General features: G+C 26.7%; 18 protein-coding genes and 1 riboswitch. Of the genes, 1 reads left to right on the forward strand and 17 read right to left on the reverse strand.

Features of this window, described 5'->3' with window-relative positions; translation table 11 throughout:
* Positions 1-105: 105 nt before the first annotated feature.
* Positions 106-1,797 carry a methyl-accepting chemotaxis protein gene (locus OW763_RS07320; protein WP_268040435.1) on the reverse strand — a complete coding sequence of 564 codons (1,692 nt, stop codon included), beginning with the start codon at positions 1,795-1,797 and terminating at the stop codon, positions 106-108.
* A 103-nt stretch (positions 1,798-1,900) separates the two neighbouring features.
* Positions 1,901-1,984, reverse strand: a riboswitch (cyclic di-GMP riboswitch).
* A gap of 361 nt (positions 1,985-2,345) precedes the next feature.
* Here OW763_RS07320 and OW763_RS07325 point away from each other — a divergent pair.
* Positions 2,346-3,194, forward strand: a complete 849-nt coding sequence (locus OW763_RS07325) for a M15 family metallopeptidase (RefSeq protein ID WP_268040436.1) — start codon at positions 2,346-2,348, stop codon at positions 3,192-3,194.
* 113 nt (positions 3,195-3,307) lie between these two features.
* Here OW763_RS07325 and OW763_RS07330 read toward each other — a convergent pair whose 3' ends face one another.
* The 16 genes from OW763_RS07330 to nagA form a co-directional block, all read right to left on the reverse strand.
* On the reverse strand, positions 3,308-3,895 hold the full coding sequence (locus OW763_RS07330; RefSeq protein ID WP_268040437.1) for a protein kinase: 588 nt from the start codon (positions 3,893-3,895) through the stop codon (positions 3,308-3,310).
* A gap of 243 nt (positions 3,896-4,138) precedes the next feature.
* Entirely contained in the window at positions 4,139-5,437 is a 1,299-nt protein-coding gene (locus tag OW763_RS07335; protein ID WP_268040438.1) for an MATE family efflux transporter, read from the reverse strand.
* A 57-nt stretch (positions 5,438-5,494) separates the two neighbouring features.
* The gene (locus OW763_RS07340; RefSeq protein WP_268040439.1) at positions 5,495-6,310 is read right to left on the reverse strand and encodes a MerR family DNA-binding transcriptional regulator; all 816 of its coding nucleotides are present in this window, start codon (positions 6,308-6,310) and stop codon (positions 5,495-5,497) included.
* Positions 6,311-6,347: 37 nt separating this feature from the next.
* Positions 6,348-6,827 carry a hypothetical protein gene (locus tag OW763_RS07345; protein ID WP_268040440.1) on the reverse strand — a complete coding sequence of 160 codons (480 nt, stop codon included), beginning with the start codon at positions 6,825-6,827 and terminating at the stop codon, positions 6,348-6,350.
* Positions 6,828-7,138: 311 nt separating this feature from the next.
* The gene (locus tag OW763_RS07350; RefSeq protein WP_268040441.1) at positions 7,139-7,762 is read right to left on the reverse strand and encodes an ABC transporter ATP-binding protein; all 624 of its coding nucleotides are present in this window, start codon (positions 7,760-7,762) and stop codon (positions 7,139-7,141) included.
* Between the two features lie 17 nt (positions 7,763-7,779).
* On the reverse strand, positions 7,780-8,556 hold the full coding sequence (locus OW763_RS07355) for an ABC transporter permease (RefSeq protein WP_268040442.1): 777 nt from the start codon (positions 8,554-8,556) through the stop codon (positions 7,780-7,782).
* Positions 8,519-9,553 (reverse strand): ABC transporter substrate-binding protein, encoded by a 1,035-nt coding sequence (locus OW763_RS07360; RefSeq protein ID WP_268040443.1) that lies wholly within the window; start codon positions 9,551-9,553, stop codon positions 8,519-8,521. Before OW763_RS07360 ends, OW763_RS07355 begins: the two co-directional genes overlap by 38 nt.
* 108 nt (positions 9,554-9,661) lie before the next feature.
* Complete coding sequence (locus tag OW763_RS07365) at positions 9,662-11,182, reverse strand: HD-GYP domain-containing protein (protein ID WP_268040444.1); 1,521 nt, start codon at positions 11,180-11,182, stop codon at positions 9,662-9,664.
* A 28-nt stretch (positions 11,183-11,210) separates the two neighbouring features.
* On the reverse strand, positions 11,211-11,936 hold the full coding sequence (locus OW763_RS07370; RefSeq protein ID WP_268040445.1) for an MBL fold metallo-hydrolase: 726 nt from the start codon (positions 11,934-11,936) through the stop codon (positions 11,211-11,213).
* A 226-nt stretch (positions 11,937-12,162) separates the two neighbouring features.
* Positions 12,163-17,151 carry a FecR family protein gene (locus OW763_RS07375; protein WP_268040446.1) on the reverse strand — a complete coding sequence of 1,663 codons (4,989 nt, stop codon included), beginning with the start codon at positions 17,149-17,151 and terminating at the stop codon, positions 12,163-12,165.
* 17 nt (positions 17,152-17,168) lie between these two features.
* Positions 17,169-18,968, reverse strand: coding sequence for a CHASE2 domain-containing protein (locus OW763_RS07380; protein ID WP_268040447.1), 1,800 nt, complete (start codon positions 18,966-18,968; stop codon positions 17,169-17,171).
* A 10-nt stretch (positions 18,969-18,978) separates the two neighbouring features.
* On the reverse strand, positions 18,979-20,115 hold the full coding sequence (locus OW763_RS07385) for an NHL domain-containing protein (protein ID WP_268040448.1): 1,137 nt from the start codon (positions 20,113-20,115) through the stop codon (positions 18,979-18,981).
* A gap of 649 nt (positions 20,116-20,764) precedes the next feature.
* Positions 20,765-21,973: an EAL and HDOD domain-containing protein gene (locus OW763_RS07390; RefSeq protein WP_268040449.1), complete on the reverse strand. Its 1,209-nt coding sequence runs from the start codon at positions 21,971-21,973 to the stop codon at positions 20,765-20,767.
* Between the two features lie 171 nt (positions 21,974-22,144).
* Positions 22,145-22,948: a RelA/SpoT domain-containing protein gene (locus tag OW763_RS07395; protein WP_268040450.1), complete on the reverse strand. Its 804-nt coding sequence runs from the start codon at positions 22,946-22,948 to the stop codon at positions 22,145-22,147.
* A 249-nt stretch (positions 22,949-23,197) separates the two neighbouring features.
* A complete protein-coding gene (gene nagB, locus OW763_RS07400; protein WP_268040451.1) occupies positions 23,198-23,950 on the reverse strand; it encodes a glucosamine-6-phosphate deaminase in 753 nt (250 codons plus the stop codon).
* Positions 23,951-23,983: 33 nt separating this feature from the next.
* Entirely contained in the window at positions 23,984-25,147 is a 1,164-nt protein-coding gene (nagA, locus tag OW763_RS07405) for an N-acetylglucosamine-6-phosphate deacetylase (RefSeq protein ID WP_268040452.1), read from the reverse strand.
* Positions 25,148-25,177 lie beyond the last annotated feature (30 nt).

Here is a 25,177-nt window from a genome sequence, read left to right on the forward strand (position 1 = left end):
TTTATCCTTATCACTCTGTGTTAAATAAAATTTTACAATAAATTCATTATAATGCAATTGATATTAATTTTCAATATCATTTTTTTGGTTTTGCAATTATATATTTTATATTTTAAACCTCTTTACTATTTCATTAAGTCTTTGAGCAAGTTCATTTTGATTTTGTGCAACATTCATTACCTTTTCCATTTCATCAGATGTTTCATTTATATCTACATGTATTTCATCTGTATTTTCTGATGATTTTTGTGCAATTTCAGCCGTAACCTGAATTGCTTCACTTACTTGATTTATAGTAGCATTTAATTCTTCTGTCATAGCCGCTAATTCTTCTGACATTTTACTTACATAATCTGCATCATTATAGTATTGATTTCCCATATTAACAAATGAATCAATTTGAGGATTTATATAATCATTAATAAATTTTAATACTTCACTGCTATTGAAAGAAAGTTTTTCAAATACTATCTGTACTTTATCAATAGTATTTTTAATATCAGCTACTGCCTCTGATGACTGTTCAGAAAGCTTTCTTACTCCATCTGCTACTACAGCAAATCCTCTTCCTTTTTCCCCTGCTCTTGCTGCTTCTATAGATGCATTTAAAGCAAGTAAATTTGTTTGCTCTGCTATATTTGCAATAGTATCCGTCATAACTTTAATATTTTGTACTATCTTTCCCTCTTCAATTGCATTTAATATATTTTGTTTTTTTTGTTCATATAATTTTTCTATTTCTTCTAAAGCATTTTTACTGTTATCTTGGAGATTTAATGCTCTTTCTTTAAACTCATTTGAATTATTGCTTCCATCTAATGCTTTCATGGACAATTCATTTATACTTGAATCTATTTCTTCCACAGAAGCTGTAATTTCTTCTGCTGAAGCACTTGTTTCTTGTACACCACCTGCTATTGTCTTTGTTACATTATTTATATTTTTAAATTTGAAACTCATATCTTCAGTTATTTCAAAAAGTTCTTCACTTGCTACATTTAAATTATGAGAATCATTTAATATTTCTTTAATTAAAGCAATTAACCCTTTTTGCATTGAATTAACTGCATTTGCAAGCTCTCCTATCTCATCTTTACGTTTTAAAAATTCATTTGGAATAACTACAGTAAAATCACCTTTTGAAACTATTTTCAAATCACTAATAGCCATTTGAATTGGTTTAGATATATTTAATTCTAAAAGTAATCCAATAATGATTCCTATAAACAACTGTCCTATAATAAGTATAATTGCTAAAATTATTATATGCCTAATATAATTTTCCCCTTGTGAAATTTCAGTACTATTCTTTTCAAATTCATTATTTACAAATTTATCTAAACTATTAAACAAGTCTTTTTCTTCACTAATAAGAGTAAACATCTCTTTATCTGTAACTTTAGACATATCTTTTGGCTCTAAAATATTGTTTACATGCAAAAAATATTTATCTGATTTTTTGTTTAGTTCCCTTAACATGTTGTTATTGTTTTCAGGATCATCTTCATTATCAAATTCTTTTATTGTCCTATTATATTTTTTAATTGCTTCACGTATCCATCCTTTTTTCATATCAATAGTTTTTAAATTTTTTTCAATTCTTATATCTCTTACATTTATACCACAAGCATTTATAGAATTTCTTAATTCCTGAATCATTGTTAATTTTTTATTATCATTCCAGGTTGTTTTTAAAGTATTTATTTTTAATAGTATATTAATTGAAAATATACTTGTAAAAATAATAATTACAGCAAAAGACATTAACATTTTTGTTCTGAATTTCAAATTTTTCATTTTATATTTTACCCCCTAATAATTAATTTAATTTTCACATATCAACTTATCGTTAACAACAAAATTTTAAAGTAAAATAAAAAAAAACAATTAATTATAATAATTAATTGTTGACCGGTTGCACCACTAGCTCTAAATTCTCAAGGTACCCAGATAAAGAGAATTCTTCATTGCTTCCAACTTCTATTTAAAATTGCTTAAATTTATTTAACGATATAATTATAATAGTTGTATCGACATTTTTCAAGAAAAATATGTATATTTCAAGTAATTAATTGTAAAAATTTGATTATTCCATATTATTTTCACATAAATACCATTTACAAAATACACTATTTGTTAAACATATTACCTCTTTTTAAAGTGAATTTTACATATAAATCTACAATATAGTAATATATATTAATCAACACTCCATATTAAACCAAAACTACTTTTATAATAATCACCTACTGCTTTTATTTTATAAATATCGAATTTTGTAATTATAATTTAACCTAGTATACTTCCCTTATCATTTGGAAATACTAAAAAATTAGGGTGATAAAATGAACTATTTTACTAATCATAAAATAATTAAAGATGAGGATGGTTATATAATTATTTTATATCTAAATCAACAATTAAATGAATTTGCAAAAGAATTTGATAAAATACCAAAAACAGATAAAGAAAACTTAGAACAAGGAATTCAAAATTATATTAAAAATAAGCTTCCGAATATTAAAATAAACACAGCTAATCAATTAACTGATGATATTATTTATACTAATCAAATCCTATACCTTCCAATACAATCAACACTTAATAAACATAATATTGTATCAAACCCCAGTGATATTTTAGTACTGGTAAATAAAAATAATAGTCTACCTTCGGATTATGTTCCTGAAAATCTTGTAATACCAAATGTTCCATTCTCTTTTGAGGAATTTAATGAAAAAAAATTAATGAGACGTGATGCAGCATTAGCTCTTGAAGAATTATTTAAGAAAGCAAAGGTAGATAATATTGACTTGTATGCAGTATCCAGTTATCGTTCATATACTCGTCAAGAAGCAATATTTACTTCAAGCATTAACAAACACGGCATAGAAATTGCTAATCAGTTTAGCGCCAAAGCAGGAGAAAGTGAGCATCAAACAGGGCTAGCAATGGATATAACAAGTGCAACAGTAAATTTCTATTTAACCCAATACTTTGGAAATACAAAAGAAGGAAAGTGGGTTAAAGAGAATGCTGCTGACTTTGGATTTATCATACGATATCCAAAAGATAAAGAACATATTACAGGTTATCAATATGAACCATGGCATATTCGTTATATTGGTAAAGAAGACGCAAAAAATATTGCAAATCAAAACATAACACTTGAAGAATACCTAAGTAAAAAATAGTTTCTGATAATTTAAATAAGACATCTTAAAAAATAACAAGTCAAAGATACTTATGAGTATGATACAAAATCTCTTAGTATCCTTACTAGTTATTTTTTAAGATGCCTAAACACTTATTTGATTCCTTTATCTAAGTACTGTTTCATTCTAAAATTCCAAAGTTTATAAGCCTCAGGACATTCATCATTAACTGCTGATAAAAATTCATCTAAAACACCTAATTTATTTAGTCCTTTCATTAAATGCCTAGGATAAATAACCTCTTCAGAATAATTATTTTTAGGATCGATTACTCTCAGTGAAAATTGTTTTCCAATGTACAAATCTTTACATCTAATATCAAGTTTTTTAAACTCAAGTCTTTTAAATTCTTTAATAAGCTTAATAATATTATGTGCTATCTCTTTATTAAAACCTCTTTTTTTAATATATTTATCTAAACGTTCTCCACCTACATAGCTTCTTACAATGTAATATGGTCCATGAGCATACGTCTTAGGAAAATATTTACTATTTTCAGTTTTCTTCAAAATGTCGTATTCCTTATTACATACTTTCTTATCTTTGAAAATCTTAATTATTTTTTTGTTAGGAAGTAAATATACAATCCCATTATGACCACGTCCTAAAAATTCACCTTTTCTCAGCATTTTCTCAGCTCTGCTATCTAAATCAATATAACCACTATTATCTTTATCCATACTCTCCTCTTCTTTAATTATATTGTTATTACTATATTGTATGAGAAATCTTTGAAAAGTATTTACTTACCTTAATGTATATCAATATAAAAAGAGTAAAACTTCTTAAGTTCCAAAATTTTCTCAAGAAGTTTTACTCTTAAATTCTTAAATTGATGGTTTTTTTATATTAATCAAGCTTTTCTAATTAAAAAATATACCTTTGCTCTGAATTTATTGTGCAACAATTTTCTTATTATTAGTTTATATACATGCTTTTCTACCATATGTTAAGTACAGAATTAATAACAAAGTACAAATCTCAGCTAAGATAATAGAAATCCAAATTCCTATATTCCCTATTACATGAGGAAGAACTATTAATGAAATTATCGTAAACACCATTCCTCTGCTTATAGATATAATATTTGCTATCTTTGATCTTTCTGTAGATTGATAATAAGTTACATTAACTATATTTATTGAAGCTATAATAAATGAGAAAACATAAATGGTCATAGCATCATAAGTTAATTTTATAAGAGTTTCATTACCATTAAAAATGCTGATTATTTTTTGTCCAAAAATTAATATTATCCCATATATAACTAATGAAGCTACAAAATTTGTTTTAACTCCCATTTTGAATACTTTATTTACCTTTTCATAGTCTCTCTTTCCATAGTTATAGCTTAACAATGGCTGTACTCCTTGAGAAACACCAATAAACAATGCTAATAACACAGTACTTATATAACCAATGATACTATAACCCGCCATACCAATTTCTCCTAACCTTCTTATTACAACCTGGTTAAAAGCAAATATAGTAACTGCTGGTGATAACTGAACTATAAACTCTGGTGTTCCTGTCTTCAAAATTCTTATAAGCTCATGTTTTTTTAGCTTAGGCACATATAACTTAAGTACTCCTTTTTCCCTAACAAAATGAGTTAAAAGAAGAATTACACTAGATAATTGTCCTAATCCTGATGCTATTGCTGCACCTGATATTCCCCAATGGAGTATAAATATAAACACATAATCTAATGCTATATTAGTTAATGCACCCACAATCAAAGAAAGCATAGCTAAATTTGGATTACCATCATTTCTAACAAATGCACTTAATGCTAAACTTCCTGAAAATCCAATTCCAAAAATCAAATAGTAATACAGATAATCAGCAGTTCCTTTTAACAATTCATCAGTAGCACCAAGCATTCTAGCTAATTGCTCTGGAAATAACATACCAATTATTGATAATACTGCTGATATAACTACTATTAAAAATATACTCTGCAAGAATATATTATTTCCTTCTTCATGCTTATTCTCTCCAAACTTTATGGACATTACCGATGCCCCTCCCATTGTTATCATCATGGTCGCGGCTATCATCAATGTTATAAGAGGTAGCGCTACATTTACTGATGCTAAAGCACTTGTCCCTACACCTCTACCTACAAATATTCCATCAACAACAATATAAAGTGCTGAAACCATCATACCTATTACAGAAGGTACAGCATATTTTATAAACTCTTTCCATAGTGACTTCATAAATCATCCCTCCTAAAAGAGATTATAAAGTCTATACCATGTATAGAGTCAATAACTTTAAATCAAAATTTGCAATTCATATAATAGCTCATCATTTTTCCATAATCCTAGTGTATTGAATAATTGAGTTTCTATACTAGTACTTATAGGATTAATCTTATTCTCTTTAATATATTTTCTTAATTTTTCTACTGCTGTTTCTCTTTCATTATTTAAATAGGTTATACATATAAATTTTCCACCTGGTATTGTTCTAATTCCTATATTCTTATTATCAATATCTTCACCACAAATTGTCGAATAAATACTCTTATAACAAATCTCACCTTCATTTAAAAACAAATCTAAATTGATGAAATATCCTGATTCACCTTCAAACATTAGCTCATTATCTTCAACAACTTTATCCATATTTCTTAGTTTTATTTCTATATCACTCTCTTTATCTTTTCTATTCAACTCAACATCTATGGTAAATCTTTTTTCTATTTCTCTAAAATATATTTCATTAGTTTCTTTCATTTCTATTGCATACTTGATTTTATCTTCTATATGACCTATAGCTATACTTACATTTTTTAATCTAATCATCTCTTTTTCTACTACTTTTCGTTGACTTTGTATAAACGATAGAAGTGCTATAACATCTTTGGTATTAAATACATCTTTAAGTGCCTTAAGAGGAGCTCCTATGTTTTTTGAATATTTTATTAAATCTAAATACATAAATTGATCTATTGTATAATATCTATAATTACTCTTAGAATCAACATAAGCTGGCTTTAAAAGTCCCATCTTATCATAAATTCTTAACGCTTGAATAGATACATTATTAATCTTAGCTGTTTCTCCTATAGAAAAATATTCTTTCATAATCACTCCATAATATATATTTTATTTAATAAATATTCTACTTTGTTGGGTATGAAGTCATTTCTTTCACAATATCTAGATATTTTTGTGATACTTCAGGACACACTGTCAATATAGTATCTATAACATAATCAATATTACTGTCATCTATTTTTTTTGCATTACACTCTTCATCAGAAATCATATCTTCATTATTTAAAGAAGCATAAATATCGCTTACAATTGGAGATTGCATAACTTTATCACTTTCTGTACATCTATCTGAAAAATATAATATTCCTTCATTTACTATAAACTGTCCATATACATATTCCTTTGGAGCTTTTGAGCCATCTTCATACTGAGTGTGTTCCACATGTTTTAAATCAAGCTTACACTTATCTTCTTTTCTTGTTAAAACACATCTTACTTCTAGTTCTAATAATCTTTTTTTCATGTTCTCAGAAAATTCTTCTCCTAAATCCGAAATAAAGCGCTTTACAGATATTGTTTTCTTCATTTTATAATTTTTTTTCATTGCAAGTATTCTCCTTTTTATTGTATTTTCTTATATTGAAAGGTTTAACCTAAACCTATAAACCAAAGATAGGTTGAATTAATTAAAACCACCTTTATAAAGGTGGTAAAAAATTTGCTGTCTATGCATCATAAAATTTTATTTATGTTTTACCAATATTTAATTATTATTCTAGTAATATACCCTACATTGTAGATGATATATTTTACTTTTATATCAGTATTATTTTCCATCACTTCTATTATTATATCACAATAATTAAAAATTAACCTTAAAGTTCTTTTTTTGAAAGTTTTTTTTGATGAAATTTTTTATAAATAATATATTTTATCTCCTAATAGTTTTGCTTCTTCTATATCATGAGTTACAATTATAACTGTCCTTTTGTCTTCACTCCAAATTTGCAAAAACTCTTCTATTATACTTTTTTTAAGTTCAAAATCAAGCCCTTTAAAAGGTTCATCCATAAGTAATAATCTATTTTTATGTGCAAAAGCTCTAGCTAGGGCAACTCTTCTTTTCATTCCACCACTAAGTTTAGCTGGCAATTTATCTTTATGTTCCTTTAGTTTTACCATTACTAAATATTTATTTATAATATCGTCCATTTCTTTTTTTTCCATATATGATTTTAAAACAAATGCTATATTTTCATAAGCTGTAAGCCATGGAATAAGCCTATCCTCTTGAAAAATATAAGATATGTTATTATCACTAAATATTATTTTTCCAGTATCTGCTTTCTCTATACCACTTATAATATTTAACAACGTTGTTTTACCACACCCTGATGGTCCCAATATAATTGAAATTTTGTTTTTCATAAACTCTATGTTTAAGTTATCAAAAATCTTTTGTCCTTCAAAACTCTTACATACATTTATTAATTTCACTTCATAATCATTAACATTATCACTCATAATTATCTTCTCCATATAGTATCCTTCATATATCATTCTTTGGCTTTATTTTTTATATAATATTTAAACATATTTTCGAAAATAAAACTTAATAAAACCACTACAATAGTCCATGCAAAAAGTTCTTCCGTATCTAAAATAGTTTTTGCATTTAAAAGATTTAATCCTATAGAATATCTCGGAGTACTTAAAACCTCTGACGCCACACATACCTTCCATCCAATACCTAAACACATAAGTATTCCTGATACAATATATGGTTTTATAGATGGCAAATAAATATCCTTTAATATGTACTTTCTCTTAACCTTATATATATGAGCCATTTGAATTAAATTTTTATTTACTGATTTTATTCCTTCAAGTACATTAGTATAGATCAGTGGAAAACACATAAACACACTTGCGAGTATTGCCACATTAGAAGATGTAACCCAAACTAAAACTATTATTATAATTGAAATAACTGGTGTTGCTTTAATTGTTATTATAAAAGGATTTAATAATTCTTCTACAAATTCATTAATTCCTGATATCACTCCTAAAATTATACCTATAATGATAGATAAAATAAGTGCTACTATTACTCTTAAAATACTTCTAAATACACTTTGCCAAAAATACCTCTTTCCTATAAGCACACATAAAGTTCTAAATACACTAAAAGGTGATGGAAACAAGATTTCATTATTAATAAAAAGGGAGCATAGCTCCCATATTAACAACCAAAATAGTAATATTAAAAATTTTTTTATTATTTTTTTTGTTTTTTTAGTTTGTTTTTTTACTCGTGTAGTAGAAATTTTCATCTGGAATTTTTCCTCCAATGGATTTTGGATTACTTTTATTTAGAATACTATAGAATTTTTCTAAAGAATCCTTTCCATCCTGTGAACTAATAAATACTATATTACATTTAGGAATAGCCTTTTCTGCTATTGCTGCCTTTAAAATTATGCCATTTTTCTCTATAAGCTTACCTGCTTCTGTTTTGTTACTATTTACAAAATCTATAGATTTCCTATATCTATCTAAAAACTCATCTACATCTTTTCCTCTTTTATCAATAAAATCTTTTCTACATATTAACGTTCCCATAACTAATTTACTATTTGCATCTGATACCTTTTCCCATTCTTTTGTTAAATCTAATTGAATTTTTAAATCTTTATTTTTCATTTTTACTGTAGTCACAAAAGGTTCTGGTAATACTGCTATTTCAACCTTTTTTGAAGCAACAGCAGTTGCTAAATCACTATGATGCATTTTATATTCGATTTTAACATCTTTATCAGGCTCTAATCCATTTTTCTTTAATATATAATTCAAAACGTACTCTGGAACAGCTCCTTTTCCACTAGCATACAGTGTCTTTCCTTTTAAATCTTTTATGCTCTTTATTGTATCACCATTTTCAACAATATGTAAAACACCTAAAGTATTTATACCCACTAGCTTAACTCCACCCTTTGTTTTATTATATAAAACAGCTGCTGAATTAGCTGGTACTGCTGCTACATCAAATTCTCCATTCACAATTTTAGGAACTATCTGGGTAGGTGAATTAAACATAGTGATATCATAATCATCCTTATTTTCTTCCATAAGCTTAACCAGCCCCATACCTGTAGGACCTTTTAATGCAGCTATTTTGATTTTTTCTTTTTTATTCTCCTTATTAGCATCATCCATACTACTTTTACTTTCTTTATTAATATTTTCTATTTTATTTGAACAACCTACTGCAAACAAAGTAGAAAATACTAATGTTAATGCCATAAATACTATCGCTACTCTCTTATTCATAATATTTGCCTCCTGTATTTAAGTTTGAAATAAAACAAGCATTTTGTTACTTTCATACATTATTGTACCACTATTTTTCAGTTTTTTTAATAATATACATAGACAAATTTATTTTTCTTCTAACACCTTATAAACTTTTTCTTTTATAAATATTTCGTACAGTTCTGAATCTAAATAACCTCTTTCAACTTCACTTTTTAAAATATTCAAAGCTTTGTTTACATCTAGAGCCTTTCTATATGCTCTATCTCTTGCTGTAAGTGCTTCAAAAATATCTAAAATTGTAAGCATCCTTCCTTTAAATGAAACTTGTTCTTTTTTTAGTTTAAAAGGATATCCTGTACCATTGCATTTTTCATGGTGAGAAATAGCTATACTTCTTACATTTTTTAAATTTTCCACCCAATTAATTTTTTTCAGTATTTGATCTGTGTAGATAACATGTTTTTCTATATGTTTTCTTTCCTCCTGTGTTAAATTTCCTCTTTTAATTTTAAGATTCTTAAATTCAAAATCATCTATTAATAATTTCAATTCACCATCATAATCTTCATACTTAACCTTTTTAATTTCTTCAAGTTTTTCTTCTTCTTCTTCAGTTATATATCCTTTTGTATTAGTTTGTACTATAAAATCTAAATACTCATCTAATTTATTATAAATTCCTTTTTCTTCTTCATTTATTAAATTTTTAAATTCTTTAATTTCTAAATTCTTTTTAATAAATTTAAATCTATAAATAATACTTCCAATTCTATCATTTGTTAGTCTATTTTTCTTCAACAATACATTTTCTGATATACCAATTTTTCCAATATCATGTAGTAGTGCTGCATAATAAAATTCCATTAACTCCTCATTAGAAAAAACATAATCTTTATAACTACCATAATCTACATTATTAATAGATTTTGCAAACCTTAAAGCAAGAATTGCAACCCTTTTAGAGTGACCAGCAGTCTCTGGATTTCTAGCATCAATAGTAGCTACCATAGTTTCCATAAAAGATTTAAATAACATTTCTATTTTTTCATACAATTTAACTCTTTGAAACAATACTGCAACTTGGGAAGCTATAGAAATAACCATCTCTGCTTCTTCATTTTCATAAGGTATTATATAATTTTGAAAATCATCTTCACTGTTAAGCTTCTTATTATAATCCTTTTTTTTGTTTATAATTTGAAGAATACCTATTACATTTCCTTCAAAATCCTTCATAGGTACAACTAACATATTAATTGTTTTATAGTTAATAATTTTATCAAAGCTGTCATTATATTTTAAACTTAATTCTCTTGGAATTTCTTTTACATTTTTTAAATTTAAATAATCTCCAGTATAAGCAGCATATCCCGCTATACTATTCTTATCTACATTTAATGCAAATTCTTTAAATTTAATTTCTCTTGAATTATTTCTTGTTATTGCAAATTTTAGAATTTTTTTCTCTTCCTTTTCTTCAACAGTGTATAAACTTCCTGCATCACTTTTTGTAAATTCCATGGCGAATTCTAATATACTTTCAAGTAATTTATATGTATCTTTTTCTTGTGATAAAGCCATTCCTATTTTGTTTAATTGCATAATTGTATATTTAAGTTTATTTATAGTTTCATTATTATTCAAGGTTTCACCTCTTACTCTTCAAAGTTATTTAATATTCATTTTCTACCAAATTAAAACCATATTCTAAAGCTTTATTAAAGTCAAATTTTTCATTAAAATGCATACAATAAACCCTTTGTCTATAGCTTAGTTTTATATATTTGGATAATTTATTTATATACAAGTGAGGATTGTCTTTAAAATCATAACTACACGTATCTTGATATAAATAATCAATTTCATTATTATAAAATCTATTTAATATATACTCACTTATTTCTGAAGAATCTCCACTAAAGTATATTGCTTTATTATTATAATTTAAAACATATCCATAACACATTAAATTCTTAACATGTTCAACTTTAATAGGTTCAATAACAATATTAAAATCCTCTGTTTTTATATTGTATATTTCTTGTTCATTTATTAAAAAGTATACCTCCTCACTCATACCTACTAAATTTAAGTATTGTTTTATCTGTTGAATATTTGGATAAATTATATTTACCCTTTTCTTTAAAACATAGTAACAATAGGCTATTAAATCACCTAAAGAACCTATATGATCCGAATGCATATGTGTAATCAAAACAATTATATAATCTGCCCCATCAATTAATTTATTTTTAATAATTTTGCTAAAAGTCCTACTTCCACAATCAATTAACAATAGAGACTTACCTTTTTTTATATAAGCATTATTATTTCCATATCTCACATTAAATGCACTGCCGCATCCAATAAATTTTAAAACCCCTTTATATCTTCCCATGAAACTCCTCCTGTAAATCAAACCCTATTTATAATAAGTTACAGATTAAACTTTTTTATAATTTTACTATTGAGTACTTTTTAATAAAGTTTTTATAATATAAAATTAGAATAATGAGCAATTATATAATTAACTATATAATTGCTCCTTCATTTTGTCTAAATTATTGTTTTAAATAATTCTAAAAATTAGATATTACTTTTTCAGCACTGTATAAATTAAAACATTATGCTGGATCCGGAATTGGTAATTCACGATTAATCATATCTGAAATATATAATATGTAGCTCTCATTCTTATATATAGCTACTATATAAATTTTATACTCTCCATAAGGAATATGATATTTATAATTATGATTACTAAGTGACCAAAGATTTAAAATTTCTCCATTAGCCATTATATCATTTAGGCCATTAATAACTTCATTAGAAGAAGATTGGACTGCTCCCACTTCAAATGTAATATCATTATCATCTTCTACATGAAATTCAATATATCCACTATCTGTGTCTATAATTATATTATCAACAGTTATTAAATTCAATTCATTAACCGAATTGTCTGTCACATATTTAACTTTAATATTATCATTTTCACTTGCACTTATAGAAATAGTATTATTAATTAATTCATGTTTTATCCAACCATTATCTCCAATCTTTACCCATATATTATTTATATTATCAGTATTATTTAACAATTCGATCGACCAACGATTTGCTTCTTTCTTAACTACTCCATCATAACCTAAGTGAGAATATTTATCGTTATTACTCATTGTTAAAGTAGTTATTTTCCCACTTCCATGCCCTCCTGATTGTAATACTGCTTTAACTCTTACCTTAATATCTATTATATCTACACTAACTGATAATAATTCTTTGGTTTCAAAATCACTAATATCTTTCCAACTTCCATTATCAATCTTATACTCCATAGTACTATCTGCCCCATTAATACTAATATTTCCATCCACATTAGCCTGTAAATTTACAATTGGTGCCTCTATTACATTTGGTACAATAAATTCATATCTTTCACTTTCATTTTCATCAGGTTCTGTTAATGAAACATAAGCAGTGTTTAAAGTATCAAATATATTTGCTGATATTGATATGCTGCTTGAAGTCGTGCTTTCAATATTAATTGTTCCTATATTATTTCCACCTATGCTTGAATCATATAAAGTTACTACTGTTCCAATTGGTATTATTCCTGTTGTATTATCTACAATTAAATTATCTTCTCCTTCTGCATTGTTAACTACTAATATTGCTGCTAATCTATCAGCTTCTGCTTTTGTTTTTGATGCTACTACTTCTGATACTGCTGTATCAAATGCTTCTTTGATTGATTTTCTATCTGGAAATGCTGGTTCTGGTCTTAAGGCTAGTACCTTTTCTGCTACTTTTAATTTTTCTTCATATGTTAATGTTCCATAATCCATTCCAAAATCCAACTCTAAAAGTCCTGATTCCAATGCCACCTTCATATCATAATCATTATTTGCACTATTTACTGTTGCTTGCCCTTCAACAGTCATAATGATATGATTTGTAAATTTTTCAGAAACATATACCAAATATTTCTTATTTTCATACTCCGCAATAATATATGCTTTCATTGTTGACATATAGGTTTCCTTACATCTATAATTACTCTGATACTCCACAACATCATTTAAGTACTCTGCAAAACCAATGCCACTATTTTGATTAACATAATCATCTACATCTTGTGCCGTGTTAATTGTAATATTATCGTATTCAAGCTCTTCTGGATCTATCCCTGCTATATAAAATTTAACTTCATTATTTAGATTATCCATACTAAATTCAATGTAATTATCATATGGCTTTGGTGCTATAACTGTATTATCAATTGCTAATAGTTTTAATTCATCAATTAAATTATCTGCAACACATTTAACTCTAATATTTTCAGTTGTATTTATAGAAACCTTATTATCAATTAATTCATATTTTGTCCAATCATTATCTCCAATTTTTACCCAAATATTATTTAAATTATTAATGTTATTTAATAATTTAACTGTATAAATCCCCGTTTCTTTTTTAACTACTGCACCATACATTATCTGAGAGTCAACACTGTTATTCTTCATAACTAAAGTTGTAATTTTCCCACTCTCATTTCCACCTTCTCCTGCTTGAGCCTTTACTCTTACATTAATGTTTATCAAAGCATCCGTATTTCTTAATGCTTCATACATACTAAATTGACTAATATCATTCCAACTTCCATCACCTATTTGATACTCCATAGTACTATCTGCCCCATTAATGTTAAGATTTTCATCAGAATCAATTTGTAGATTTACTATAGGTGCTTCTGGTTGTTGTTGTTCTTCTAATACTTCTGATACTGCTGTATTAAATACTGTTTGTATTGCTCCTTTATCGTCATATCCTTCTATTGATCTTGAACTTAATACTTTTTCTGCCACTTTTGTTTTTTCTGTTGCTTCCATCGCTGTATATTCATTTCCTAAATTCAATCCTAAATCTTGTGATTCTATTGCTGTCTTCATTTCTTCTGAACTACTTGCATTATTCACTGCTGATACAGCTGCTGCTAATTTTTCTGCTTCTTCTTTTTGTCTTATTTCTTCTTCTTTTTCTTTTATTACTTCTGACATTGCTGTATTAAATACTGTTTGTATTTCTTCTTTACCTGCATATCCTTCTGAAGATCTTGAACTTAATACTTTTTCTGCTACTTTTGTTTTTTCTGTTGCTTCCATCGCTGTATATTCATTTCCTAAATTCAATGCTAAATCTGCTGATTCTATTACTGTCTTCATTTCTTCTGAACTATTTGCATTATTTACTAATAATACAGCTGCTGCTAATTTCTTTGCTTCTTCTTTTTGTCTTATTGCTTCTTCTTTTTCTTTTATTACTTCTGATACTGCTGTATTAAATACTGTTTGTATTTCTCCTTTATCAGCATATCCTTCTATTACTCTTGAACTTAATACTTTTTCTGCTACTTTTGTTTTTTCTACTGCTTCCAATGTTTCATAATCATTTCCTAAATTTAACCCTAAATCTATTAATTCTATTGCTATTTTCATTTCTTCTGAACTATTTGCATTATTTACTGCTAATACAGCTGCTGCTAATTTTTCTGCTTCTTCTTTTTGTTTTACTTCTTCTTCTCTTTCTTTTATTACTTCTGATACTGCTGTATTAAATACTGTTTGTATTGCTCCTTTATTGGCATACCCTTCTATTGATCTTGAACTTAATACTATTTCTCCTACTTTTGTTTTTTCTGTTGTTTCCATTGCTGTATATTCATTTCCTAAATTCAATCCTAAATCTACTAATTCTATTGCTGTCTTCATTTCTTCTGAACTACTTGCATTATTCACTGATAATACAGCTACTGCTAATTTTTCTGCTTCTTCTTTTTGTTTTACTTCTTCTTCTTTTTCTTTTATTACTTCTGATACTGCTGTATTAAATACTGTTTGTATTGCTCCTTTATCGGCATACCCTTCTATTGATCTTGAACTTAATACTATTTCTGCTACTTTTGTTTTTTCTGTTGTTTCCATTGCTGTATATTCATTTCCTAAATTCAATCCTAAATCTACTGATTCTATTGCTGTATTCATTTCTTCTGAACTACTTGCATTATTCACTGATAATACAGCTGCTGCTAATTTTTCTACTTCTTCTTTTTGTTTTACTTCTTTTTCTTTTTCTTTTATTACTTCTGATACTGCTGTATTAAATGCTGTTTGTATTGCTCCTTTATCGGCATATCCTTCTATTGATCTTGAACTTAATACTATTTCTGCTACTTTTGTTTTTTCTGTTATTCCCATCGCTATATATTCATTTCCTAAATTCAATGCTAAATCTTGTGATTCTATTGCTATCTTCATTTCTGCCCAACTACTTGCACTATTTACTATTGATACAGATATAGTATTTTCATCTGGTATAGTATTTTTATCTGGTGTAGTATTTTCATCTGGTATAGTATTTTCATCCGGTGTAGTGTCTTCATCTGGTGTAGTGTCTTCATCTGGTGTAGTGTTTTCATCCGGTATAATATTTTCATCCGGTATAGTATTTTCATCTGGTGTAGCATTTTCATCTGGTGTAGCATTTTCATCTGGTGTAGCATTGTTATCTGGTGTAGCATTTTCATCTGGTGTAGCATTGTTATCTGGTGTAGCATTGTTATCTGGTGTAGCATTTTCATCTGGTGTAGCATTGTTATCTGGTGTAGCATTTTCATCTGGTGTAGCATTGTTATCTGGTGTAGCATTTTCATCTGGTGTAGCATTGTTATCTGGTGTAGCATTGTTATCTGGTGGTGGATTATTATCTCTATCATTTGGTGCTGTATATTGTCTTATAGGAACACTTATTTTATACTGCTGTTCTTCCTTTTTATCATTCTCTTCTTTCTCCTGTTTCTTCGTTTCTATAACTTCTTCTATTCCTTCTAATAATTTTGAATCTATTTTTTCTGAATTTTCCTTAACTATTTGAAGTATAAATAAATCTAATGATTCCTTAGTTATTTTCTTCATATCTAGATTTTTTTCACCATTCACTTCCGAATCCACAACCATATGTTCATTCTTTTCTAATACATTTTGAATTTCCTTAACAACCTTATTTTTATTATCAGTAATATTTATTGATGTACTAGTGCTAACAATTCCTTCTAACACTCCAACATCAATATTATTTTCAGTAAAATTCACATAAAATTTTGTCCCTCTTACTCCCATTACTGTAGAAGAAGCTTTTATTTCAAATTTACTTGCTCCTTTTAACTTTTTTTTAATATCTGCCCATATTTTACCCGACCAAAGTCCTATTGATGTTTGCCCTTCAGACTCATCTCCAGATAGTTCACTCAAAGTTAACTGATTATTTTCTGAAATAACTATTTGTTTATCATCATCTATTAAAAGTGTTACTTGTGAATTTTCATCTACAACTATACTATTTCCTTCTACTAAACTCATCCCTTCAAAAACATCAAATGGGCGTTCACCACCTTGTATAAATACTTTTGCATTACCTTTAAGCTTAGTAATTTGAGCACTTCTGTATTCCTTTGCATATATTGTTTTTCCCGAAAATATACCAACTATAAAAACTGCTATACTCATTTTTGCAACTAACTTTTGCATTCGTTTTTTAAATTTATATTCTGCCAATAAATTTTTCCTCCTTTCTAGTCTACGTTTATATCTTCAAGCTCATAAATCGAAATCATAGTTTCTTTTCCTTTTACCTTTATTTCACCTAAATAATTAGCTTTAATCTTATCCTTTACTCTTTCATAAGTTGAAGCACTTAATAATATTTGACCTCTTTTAGCACTACTTTCAAGCCTTGCAGAAGTATTTACTGTATCACCTATAGCTGTATAATCCATTCTTGTACTTGATCCTATATTCCCTACTACTGCATATCCTGTATTAATTCCTATTCCAAATTCAACAGATATACCAAATTTATCTTGTAATTTTTTTCTAAGTTTTTCTGAACCCTTTTTCATTTCAAATGCTGCTTGTACTGCTTTTAACGGATGTTCTTCTAAATCTAATGGAGCATTAAAAATTGCCATTGTAGCATCACCAATAAACTTGTCCAATGTTCCTCTAAATTTAAATATTGATTCTGATGTTAAAGTTAAATATTCGTTTAAAATTTCTACTACTTGCTCTGGCTGTACTTTTTCTGACAACGGTGTAAATCCTCTAATATCTACAAATAAGACTGAAATTTCTCTTTTTTCTCCACCTAATTGCATTTCTTTTAATTCACCTTTTAATATTTCGTCAACTACCTGAGGTGCTACGTATTTTCCAAAAATATTTGTAACTCTCCTTCTTTCTGCAAATTCATTTAAATATTTATAGGCAATACTAAAAATATAAAGGAGAGCTAATAATATTAACGGATAAGCTACATTCAAAATATATCCATTAGAATATACAAATCTTGAAATAATCAAATAAATAGCTGACAATAATAAAAGCAATATAAACGATAATTTAGGAGTTATCTTATTAAAAATAAAGTATGAAGCTATTCCCAAAAATATTGTTATCAATATTTTAATAAGCTCCGATACTTCTTGCTTAAAATTATTATGAAGTATATTTTGAATAATATTAGCATGAACCTCTACACCATACATTCTTGCATTTTTTTGAATAGAAGTATAAAAGCTATCATTAGGAAAGCCTTCAGCATAAGGACCAATTAAAACAATTTTATCTTTAAAATATATAGGAGGTACTTTTCCACTTAAAACATCGTAATATGATACATGATTAAAAGCTCCAGGAACACCATTAAAATCAATATAATATCTATTGAAAAAGTCCTTTGGTATCTCTCCATTTAATATCTTTTTTCCTGTCCTTTTTTCATATTCTTTTACTATTACATAGTCAAAACTTTTTATTTCTTTATTATTAAATTTAAAAGATTCCAATGCACTTCTTACTATTCCATCTTTAGGATCTTCAAAAACATTAATGTGCCCTGCTACACTAATCTTTTTTAATTGCTCAAAGCTCTCAATAATACTTTCAGGATTTACATCGCCTATAATTTTTCCCATTTTAAACTGCGCTGATAACTTTTTATAATTAAAGTTACCTACCACAGGAAACACTACATTTCCTACACTTTTAACTATATTAACTAATGCATCATCGCTCTCTTTTTTAGAAGATTCAGCCAAAATCACATCCACTCCAACAACTGCTGCCTCTCCTTCTTTTAACTTTTGTATAAGCTTTGCATGAACGTTTCTATCCCATGGCCACCTTCCAATATTATTTAAACTTTTATCATCTATACCTACAATAACTATGTTTTGCAAATCCACATTTTTCTTTTTATATTGAAACAAAGAATCTCTACCGTTATTTTCCACACTATCAAACAACCCTATAAATGAAATAATTACAACTACCAACGTAATAAACATTGAAAAATATATATTTTTTGTCCTCATTAACAATCTCCTAATCTATCTTTAATCTACTAATTATGTTGTTTTTATTATCTGACACATATAAGTATCCATCCATATATATTAATGAAGTGGGTTGGTTTAGTCTAGCTTCACTATAAACTCCCGCTTTACCATCTCCCAGCAATGTAGAAATTGTACCATCTTTTTTTATAACTCTTATACTATGATTAAACGTATCGGCTACATAAATATTTTCTTTTTCATCTAAACATATACCCTTAGGAAAATTAAACTTTGCACTTCCCTTTTGTCCATCTTGAAAACCACCTTTTATATAGTTAGTACCTTGTATATACTGATTTTCAGAGCCTGCAATAGTTGTAACTCTTCCTTTACTTATTTTTCTAATTCTTTGATTTCCGCTATCAGCTATATAAATTGCTCCATCGTTACCTACAACTATATCTGATGGTTCATTAAACATAGCTTCTTTTAAATCTCCATCTTTATATCCACCGTATTTACTTTTAATACCTGACAAAGTAGAAACTTGTCCTTTTTTAGATATTTTTCGTATAACATGATTTAAGATATCAGCTACATAAACATCTCCATTCTTATCTATTGCAATTCCTGAAGGCAAATTAAATTCTGCTTCTTTTGCGTTGCCATCCTTATACCCCTTCTTACCTGTACCTGCAAAAGTATATATATTTCCATTCATTATTTTTCTTATAACATTATTTCCGCTATCAGAAATATAAACATTTTTTTTACCATCCACAGCCAAATCTCTTGGTTTATCAAATTTTGCTTTACTTATATCACCATCTATATACTCCCCTAAAGGTAATTTAAAATTGTCCTTTTTATCTGAATATCCTGCTAATGTTGTAACTGTATCTTTCGATATCTTTCTTATTTTGTTATTATATGAATCTGCTATCAATAAGTTTTTTTCTTTATCTAAAGCCATTCCATAATTAAACAAGAACTCTGCCTCTAATACCTTACCGTCTTTATCACCCATTTTTCCACTTCCACTAAAAATTTCATATTTTGTATTAGTGCTTTCTTTAAACGATATTTTATTTATATTTTTAGAATTAGATGCTTGTCTAGCTAATAAAATTACTGAACATAACAAAATTATAGAAGCAATAAATACTATCTTTTTTCTACCCATAAAATTCCTCCAATAAATTTTTTATTGTTGCTTTATGTAATAAACCTTATTTAATGATAAACCATAAAAATTTATTTTTTAATTCTCTTTTCTTAAATAATTTTATCAAATTCTACTTTAATTTTCCACTATTTCTCGCAAAACATTAAAATATTATTAAATTTTTCTCAATAAATTATTTTATATGTGTAAAAAAACGTCTTTTATTGTCAAAAACATTTATTATAGTTTTATCCGTAAATTTTATAATTAGATAAATTTTTTCACTATTTATAAAAAGGTTTCTAATTGTTTGTATTTTTAATACAAAAAAATAAAACATCCTAAATTATTAAGAAGTTTTATTCTTAAATTCTCATATTCGTTTTTTAAATTAATTTGTTCATTAATATCTTATTTTCTAAAACATAGAATATTAGAAAATAGTGTATAATTGTAAATAATAAACCTTAGAGACAATACATATTTATATACAATGGTTAGAATGGATGATGATAAATATCACTATATCATTGATGCTAAAGTCGTAGATGAACTTGTATTAGAAATTAATTCTAAATCTCAATTAAAAATTTAAATGATAAATGCGTTGGTTGAAAATTTTTATTCCTACCAACGCATTTTATTTTTATAAAGTATTTTTAATTTTTCATATACTCATTATTTCATTACTCCATCTAATAGCATTAATATAAGCATCTCTTATCTCTTCAAAACTTAAATTAAATTTATCACAAAAGTTATCTATAAATTGCCAATTCCCCTTTTCATACTCTATAACAATTTTCAATATTTCACCTAAGTTATTTTGATAACCCAGAAGCGCTCTTTTTATATCATCTTCAAGAGGGGTTTGAGATAACACATCTTTCATATCTCTATTTGTTAAAACATCAATTAAAGATAATATTCCAACTAAAAAACATTCATTTTTTATATTAACAGTAAAAAGAGAAGCAATATTCTCAGCCATATTCCCTCTAATCAACGATTTCCTTATTAATTCATTTGGTTTATTATTTCCCATATCTCGCATCATAATTATTGAAATCCACTTTTTTAATTCTTTAAATCCAAAAAACACCAATGTTTGCTTTATAGATGTTATATTATTTGATATACCAAATATTGGTGAGTTAACTAATTTTAATAGTTTATATGTTAGTGAGACATCCCTTTCAATTATCTTAGCTATTTTTGAATACTCTGGACTCTCCAATTTAAGCTCCTTTAACAATCTTATTACATTAGATGGAATTACCTGAATATCTTTTCCTACCATAACAACTGGTTTTGAAAAAAAGAAACCTTGAAAATAAGAATATCCAAAATTTATAGCTTCTTCAAATTCTTCTTTTGTTTCTACTTTTTCCGCAAGAAATTGAACACCATATTTTTTATACCTTTTTACTATCTCCATTCTCTCTTCTTTAGACGTAAGAATAAAATCTACTTTTATAATATCAACAATCTTTATTAACTCTAAATACTTGTAATCTAAAACAAAATCATCTAAAGCTAGAATATAATTTTGTTTTTTAAGCAATTTACAGACATCTAAAAAATCCTTATCTGGAACTATATCTTCTAGTATTTCAACAACAATATTCTCTGAGGGAAATAAAAATGGCATTTCTTTAATGATTAGATTTTTTGTAAAATTAATAAAATATTTTTTACTTGAAACTTTATTATTATTTCTTAATAAAAGAAGACTATTATTTAGTACACTCATTGTAGCTTCATCCGCTTCATCTATTTTGCTAAAATTTTCAAGGCTTGATCTATATAGCAACTCATATGCATATACTTTCATGTTTTTATCAAGTATAGGTTGTCTTGCCATAAATATTTCCATACAAGTTCCTCCTTTGGTTATAAAAAAGTTATACAAGAATATTGTAGCATATGTTTCAATTTACAAACATTATACCACATTCAACAAAAATCCCCATTAAAATTGGGTATTTTTATAATTCTTGATTATTATTTGTTACTTTGATTCTATTTATTGGAAGTTATATAGAATTTACTCTTGTATTTTTAACTTCAATTTTCTTATCTCTTCATCTTTAAAAGCTATTATTTTTTCATATTTTTGTTCCATTTCACCCCAGTTCTTGTTAAGTAAATTTATAAATGATGCCATTTCATCTGCACTACCTGCTATACGATTAAATAACAAAAGATTTGAAGCCAATACTTCTGGAATTTCTTTATGCGAATATCTGAGCTGATGATCAATTTCACCATATCCTTCCTCAAATATTGTTCTTACTTGAATTTCTGCTATAACCTTTTGATTTGTTGGGAAAAACTCTACAAGATAATGTACTGATCGATATCCTGATTTTCTTGACTGAATTTCAATATTCAATTCTTCAAATCTTTTAGTATCATCACCTTCTCTTACGTTAGCAGTTATTTCAATAACCTTCCATGTATTTAAGATAAATCTATGTATACTCTCCCAATCTTGTTTAAAAATATGTATTGCTCTAATACCTATTAAGTCATTTATTTCTTCTTTATAATTGTCAACATGAAATTGAAAATCTTTTTCATATTTTTGTTTTCTATCACTAGTTTTTCTAATAATTTTTTCAATTAAGCGTTCAGGATTCTTTACTCTTGATTTTACTGAGTGTATCTTATTGTGTGTTCTCAAAGTATTTGCTATAAAATCAGCTTGAGTTTCATAAGTATCCCTATAATTATTAAAATCAACATATATGTCATTTAAATCATTCCATTTTATTTCATTATTCATAATTTCTTCTTCTGCAAAAGGATATTTTCTTAAAAAATCTTCCCTTATAAGTTCATACTTCATATAAATTCTCCTTAATATATATTAATTTTATATAATAGTATTTTTACTAATACAAAAATCATCCCTTAAAGTATTATATAGGTGTTTTTTCCCTATTGCAATATTGTAATTTTCACTACAAGAAAACAAAACTTTATTAAATTAAAATAAAGTTTTGCTTTGACTCTTACACTTGTAAATAATATGCTATATATTAATATAAAACAAGGATTTTAAACTTCTTAAAAAGTTTAAAATCCTTGTTTTATATTAGCCATATGCTACTTCTATTTTACTTTCAAGTTTACTTGCTGCTGCTTCATCTATTATAAATGTAACATTTGTATGAAGTTGAAGGATTGATGCAGGAACTGTTGGAGTTATTTTCCCTTCTATGGCATTTTTAATTACTTCTGCTTTATTTTTTCCACTAGCCAAAAGAATTATTTGCTTTGACTGCATTATCGTTTTCATACCCATGCTTATGGCTTTTTTAGGAACTTCATCAATATACTTAAAAAATCTTGAATTTGCCTTTATTGTACTTTCTTCAAGTTCTACAAGATGAGTACTTGCTTCAAAATTTACATCAGGTTCATTAAAACCTATATGCCCATTTGCTCCTATACCTAATACTTGAATATCTATACCTCCTGATTGTAAAATTTTTTCTTCATATTCAAAACATTCTTTCTCAATATCTTCTGCCATTCCATTAGGTATATTTATATTTTGGAGATTTATATTTACATGTTTAAAAAAATTATTCATCATAAAATAATAATAACTTTGCTCATTATTTTTATTTAATCCATAATATTCATCTAAATTAAAAGTCTTAACTTCTGAAAAATCTATTTCATTTGCATTATAAAATTTTATCAACTCATTATACATACCCACTGGTGTACTGCCCGTGGCAAGTCCTAAAATACTATTAGGTTTTAAAATAACTTGACTTGCAAGTATTTTAGCTGCTTTTTTACTCATTTCATTGTAATCTTTTAAAATCATTATTCTCATTTAATACACCTTCTTATTTATATAAAGTTATCTTTACTTATAGACAATTTTCCCCTCTACAATAGTCATTTTTACATCAAAATTTTTATCAATTAATATTAAATCTGCATCTTTTCCGACTTCAACACTTCCTTTTTCATTATACATTTTTAATATTTTTGCTGGATTTAAAGAAACCATATTTATTACCTCATTAATGCTTAAATCTGTATTTTCATATATATTTCTTACTGCTTCATTGAGCTTTAATATACTTCCAGCTAAAGTGCCATTCTCTAATTTTGCTGAACCATTCTTTACTATAACTTTCTGTCCTCCAAGTTCATATTCACCTTCATTAAGATTTCCTGCTTTCATGCAATCAGTAATTAAAACAATTTTTTCTTTTTCTTTAACTTTTAATAATATATTAAATATTCCTGGATGAACATGAATTTTATCAGCTATAAGTTCACAATATATATCACTTTCTAATGCTGCTCCTACTACCCCTGGTTCTCTGTGATGCAAAGGTTTCATTGCATTAAAGGTGTGAGTTGTTTGTGTTATCCCATCTTTTATGGCTTTCATAGCTTCTTCATAACATGCATTTGAATGTCCCATAGATAATATTATTTCTGTATTTTTCTTTACTTTTTTTATAAATTTATGATTGTTATCTTCTTCTGGAGCTAACGTTATTATCTTTATTACATCTGTATATTTCTCTATAAATGAATAATCTGGTTTCATTATATATTTGCTATTTTGAGCCCCCTTAAATTTTTCACTTACAAATGGTCCTTCCATATGAGCGCCTATCACTTTTGCTCCATATATATTATCTATTTTTTCTTTTGTCATAACTTCTCTTATTGAATTTAAAGCTTTACAAATTTGTTCTTTTGACATTGTCATAGTGGTAGGCAAGAATGATGTAACTCCATTTTTACAAATTGTTTTACTTATGGTTTCTATAGCCTCTATATCTCCATCCATGACATCACACCCACCAGCACCATGTATATGAATATCTATAAATCCCGGAGATATATAAATTCCTTTTGCATCTATTATTTGTATTCCCTCATACTTGCAATAATTTTTTTTGAATTCTTTAATTCCTATTATCTTTTCTATTTTTTTATCAAAAATTATCACTTTATCCTTTAATAGTTCTTTTTTTGTTAATATTACGCCGTTTATTATTGCTTTCACGGCTATCATCTCCTCATTTTCAATATTCTA

It is taken from the genome of Clostridium aestuarii (assembly GCF_026735135.1).
GTDB classification, from domain to species: domain Bacteria; phylum Bacillota; class Clostridia; order Clostridiales; family Clostridiaceae; genus Clostridium_H; species Clostridium_H aestuarii.

What these genes read in the sequence shown, in the direction of transcription:
- OW763_RS07320 (WP_268040435.1), bottom strand. Translation starts at nt 1,797, where the DNA reads ATGAAAAATTTGAAATTCAGAACAAAAATGTTAATGTCTTTTGCTGTA.
- OW763_RS07325 (WP_268040436.1), top strand. Translation starts at nt 2,346, where the DNA reads ATGAACTATTTTACTAATCATAAAATAATTAAAGATGAGGATGGTTAT.
- OW763_RS07330 (WP_268040437.1), bottom strand. Translation starts at nt 3,895, where the DNA reads ATGGATAAAGATAATAGTGGTTATATTGATTTAGATAGCAGAGCTGAG.
- OW763_RS07335 (WP_268040438.1), bottom strand. Translation starts at nt 5,437, where the DNA reads ATGAAGTCACTATGGAAAGAGTTTATAAAATATGCTGTACCTTCTGTA.
- OW763_RS07340 (WP_268040439.1), bottom strand. Translation starts at nt 6,310, where the DNA reads ATGAAAGAATATTTTTCTATAGGAGAAACAGCTAAGATTAATAATGTA.
- OW763_RS07345 (WP_268040440.1), bottom strand. Translation starts at nt 6,827, where the DNA reads ATGAAAAAAAATTATAAAATGAAGAAAACAATATCTGTAAAGCGCTTT.
- OW763_RS07350 (WP_268040441.1), bottom strand. Translation starts at nt 7,762, where the DNA reads ATGGAGAAGATAATTATGAGTGATAATGTTAATGATTATGAAGTGAAA.
- OW763_RS07355 (WP_268040442.1), bottom strand. Translation starts at nt 8,556, where the DNA reads ATGAAAATTTCTACTACACGAGTAAAAAAACAAACTAAAAAAACAAAA.
- OW763_RS07360 (WP_268040443.1), bottom strand. Translation starts at nt 9,553, where the DNA reads ATGAATAAGAGAGTAGCGATAGTATTTATGGCATTAACATTAGTATTT.
- OW763_RS07370 (WP_268040445.1), bottom strand. Translation starts at nt 11,936, where the DNA reads ATGGGAAGATATAAAGGGGTTTTAAAATTTATTGGATGCGGCAGTGCA.
- OW763_RS07380 (WP_268040447.1), bottom strand. Translation starts at nt 18,968, where the DNA reads ATGAGGACAAAAAATATATATTTTTCAATGTTTATTACGTTGGTAGTT.
- OW763_RS07385 (WP_268040448.1), bottom strand. Translation starts at nt 20,115, where the DNA reads ATGGGTAGAAAAAAGATAGTATTTATTGCTTCTATAATTTTGTTATGT.
- OW763_RS07390 (WP_268040449.1), bottom strand. Translation starts at nt 21,973, where the DNA reads ATGGAAATATTTATGGCAAGACAACCTATACTTGATAAAAACATGAAA.
- OW763_RS07395 (WP_268040450.1), bottom strand. Translation starts at nt 22,948, where the DNA reads ATGAAGTATGAACTTATAAGGGAAGATTTTTTAAGAAAATATCCTTTT.
- nagB (WP_268040451.1), bottom strand. Translation starts at nt 23,950, where the DNA reads ATGAGAATAATGATTTTAAAAGATTACAATGAAATGAGTAAAAAAGCA.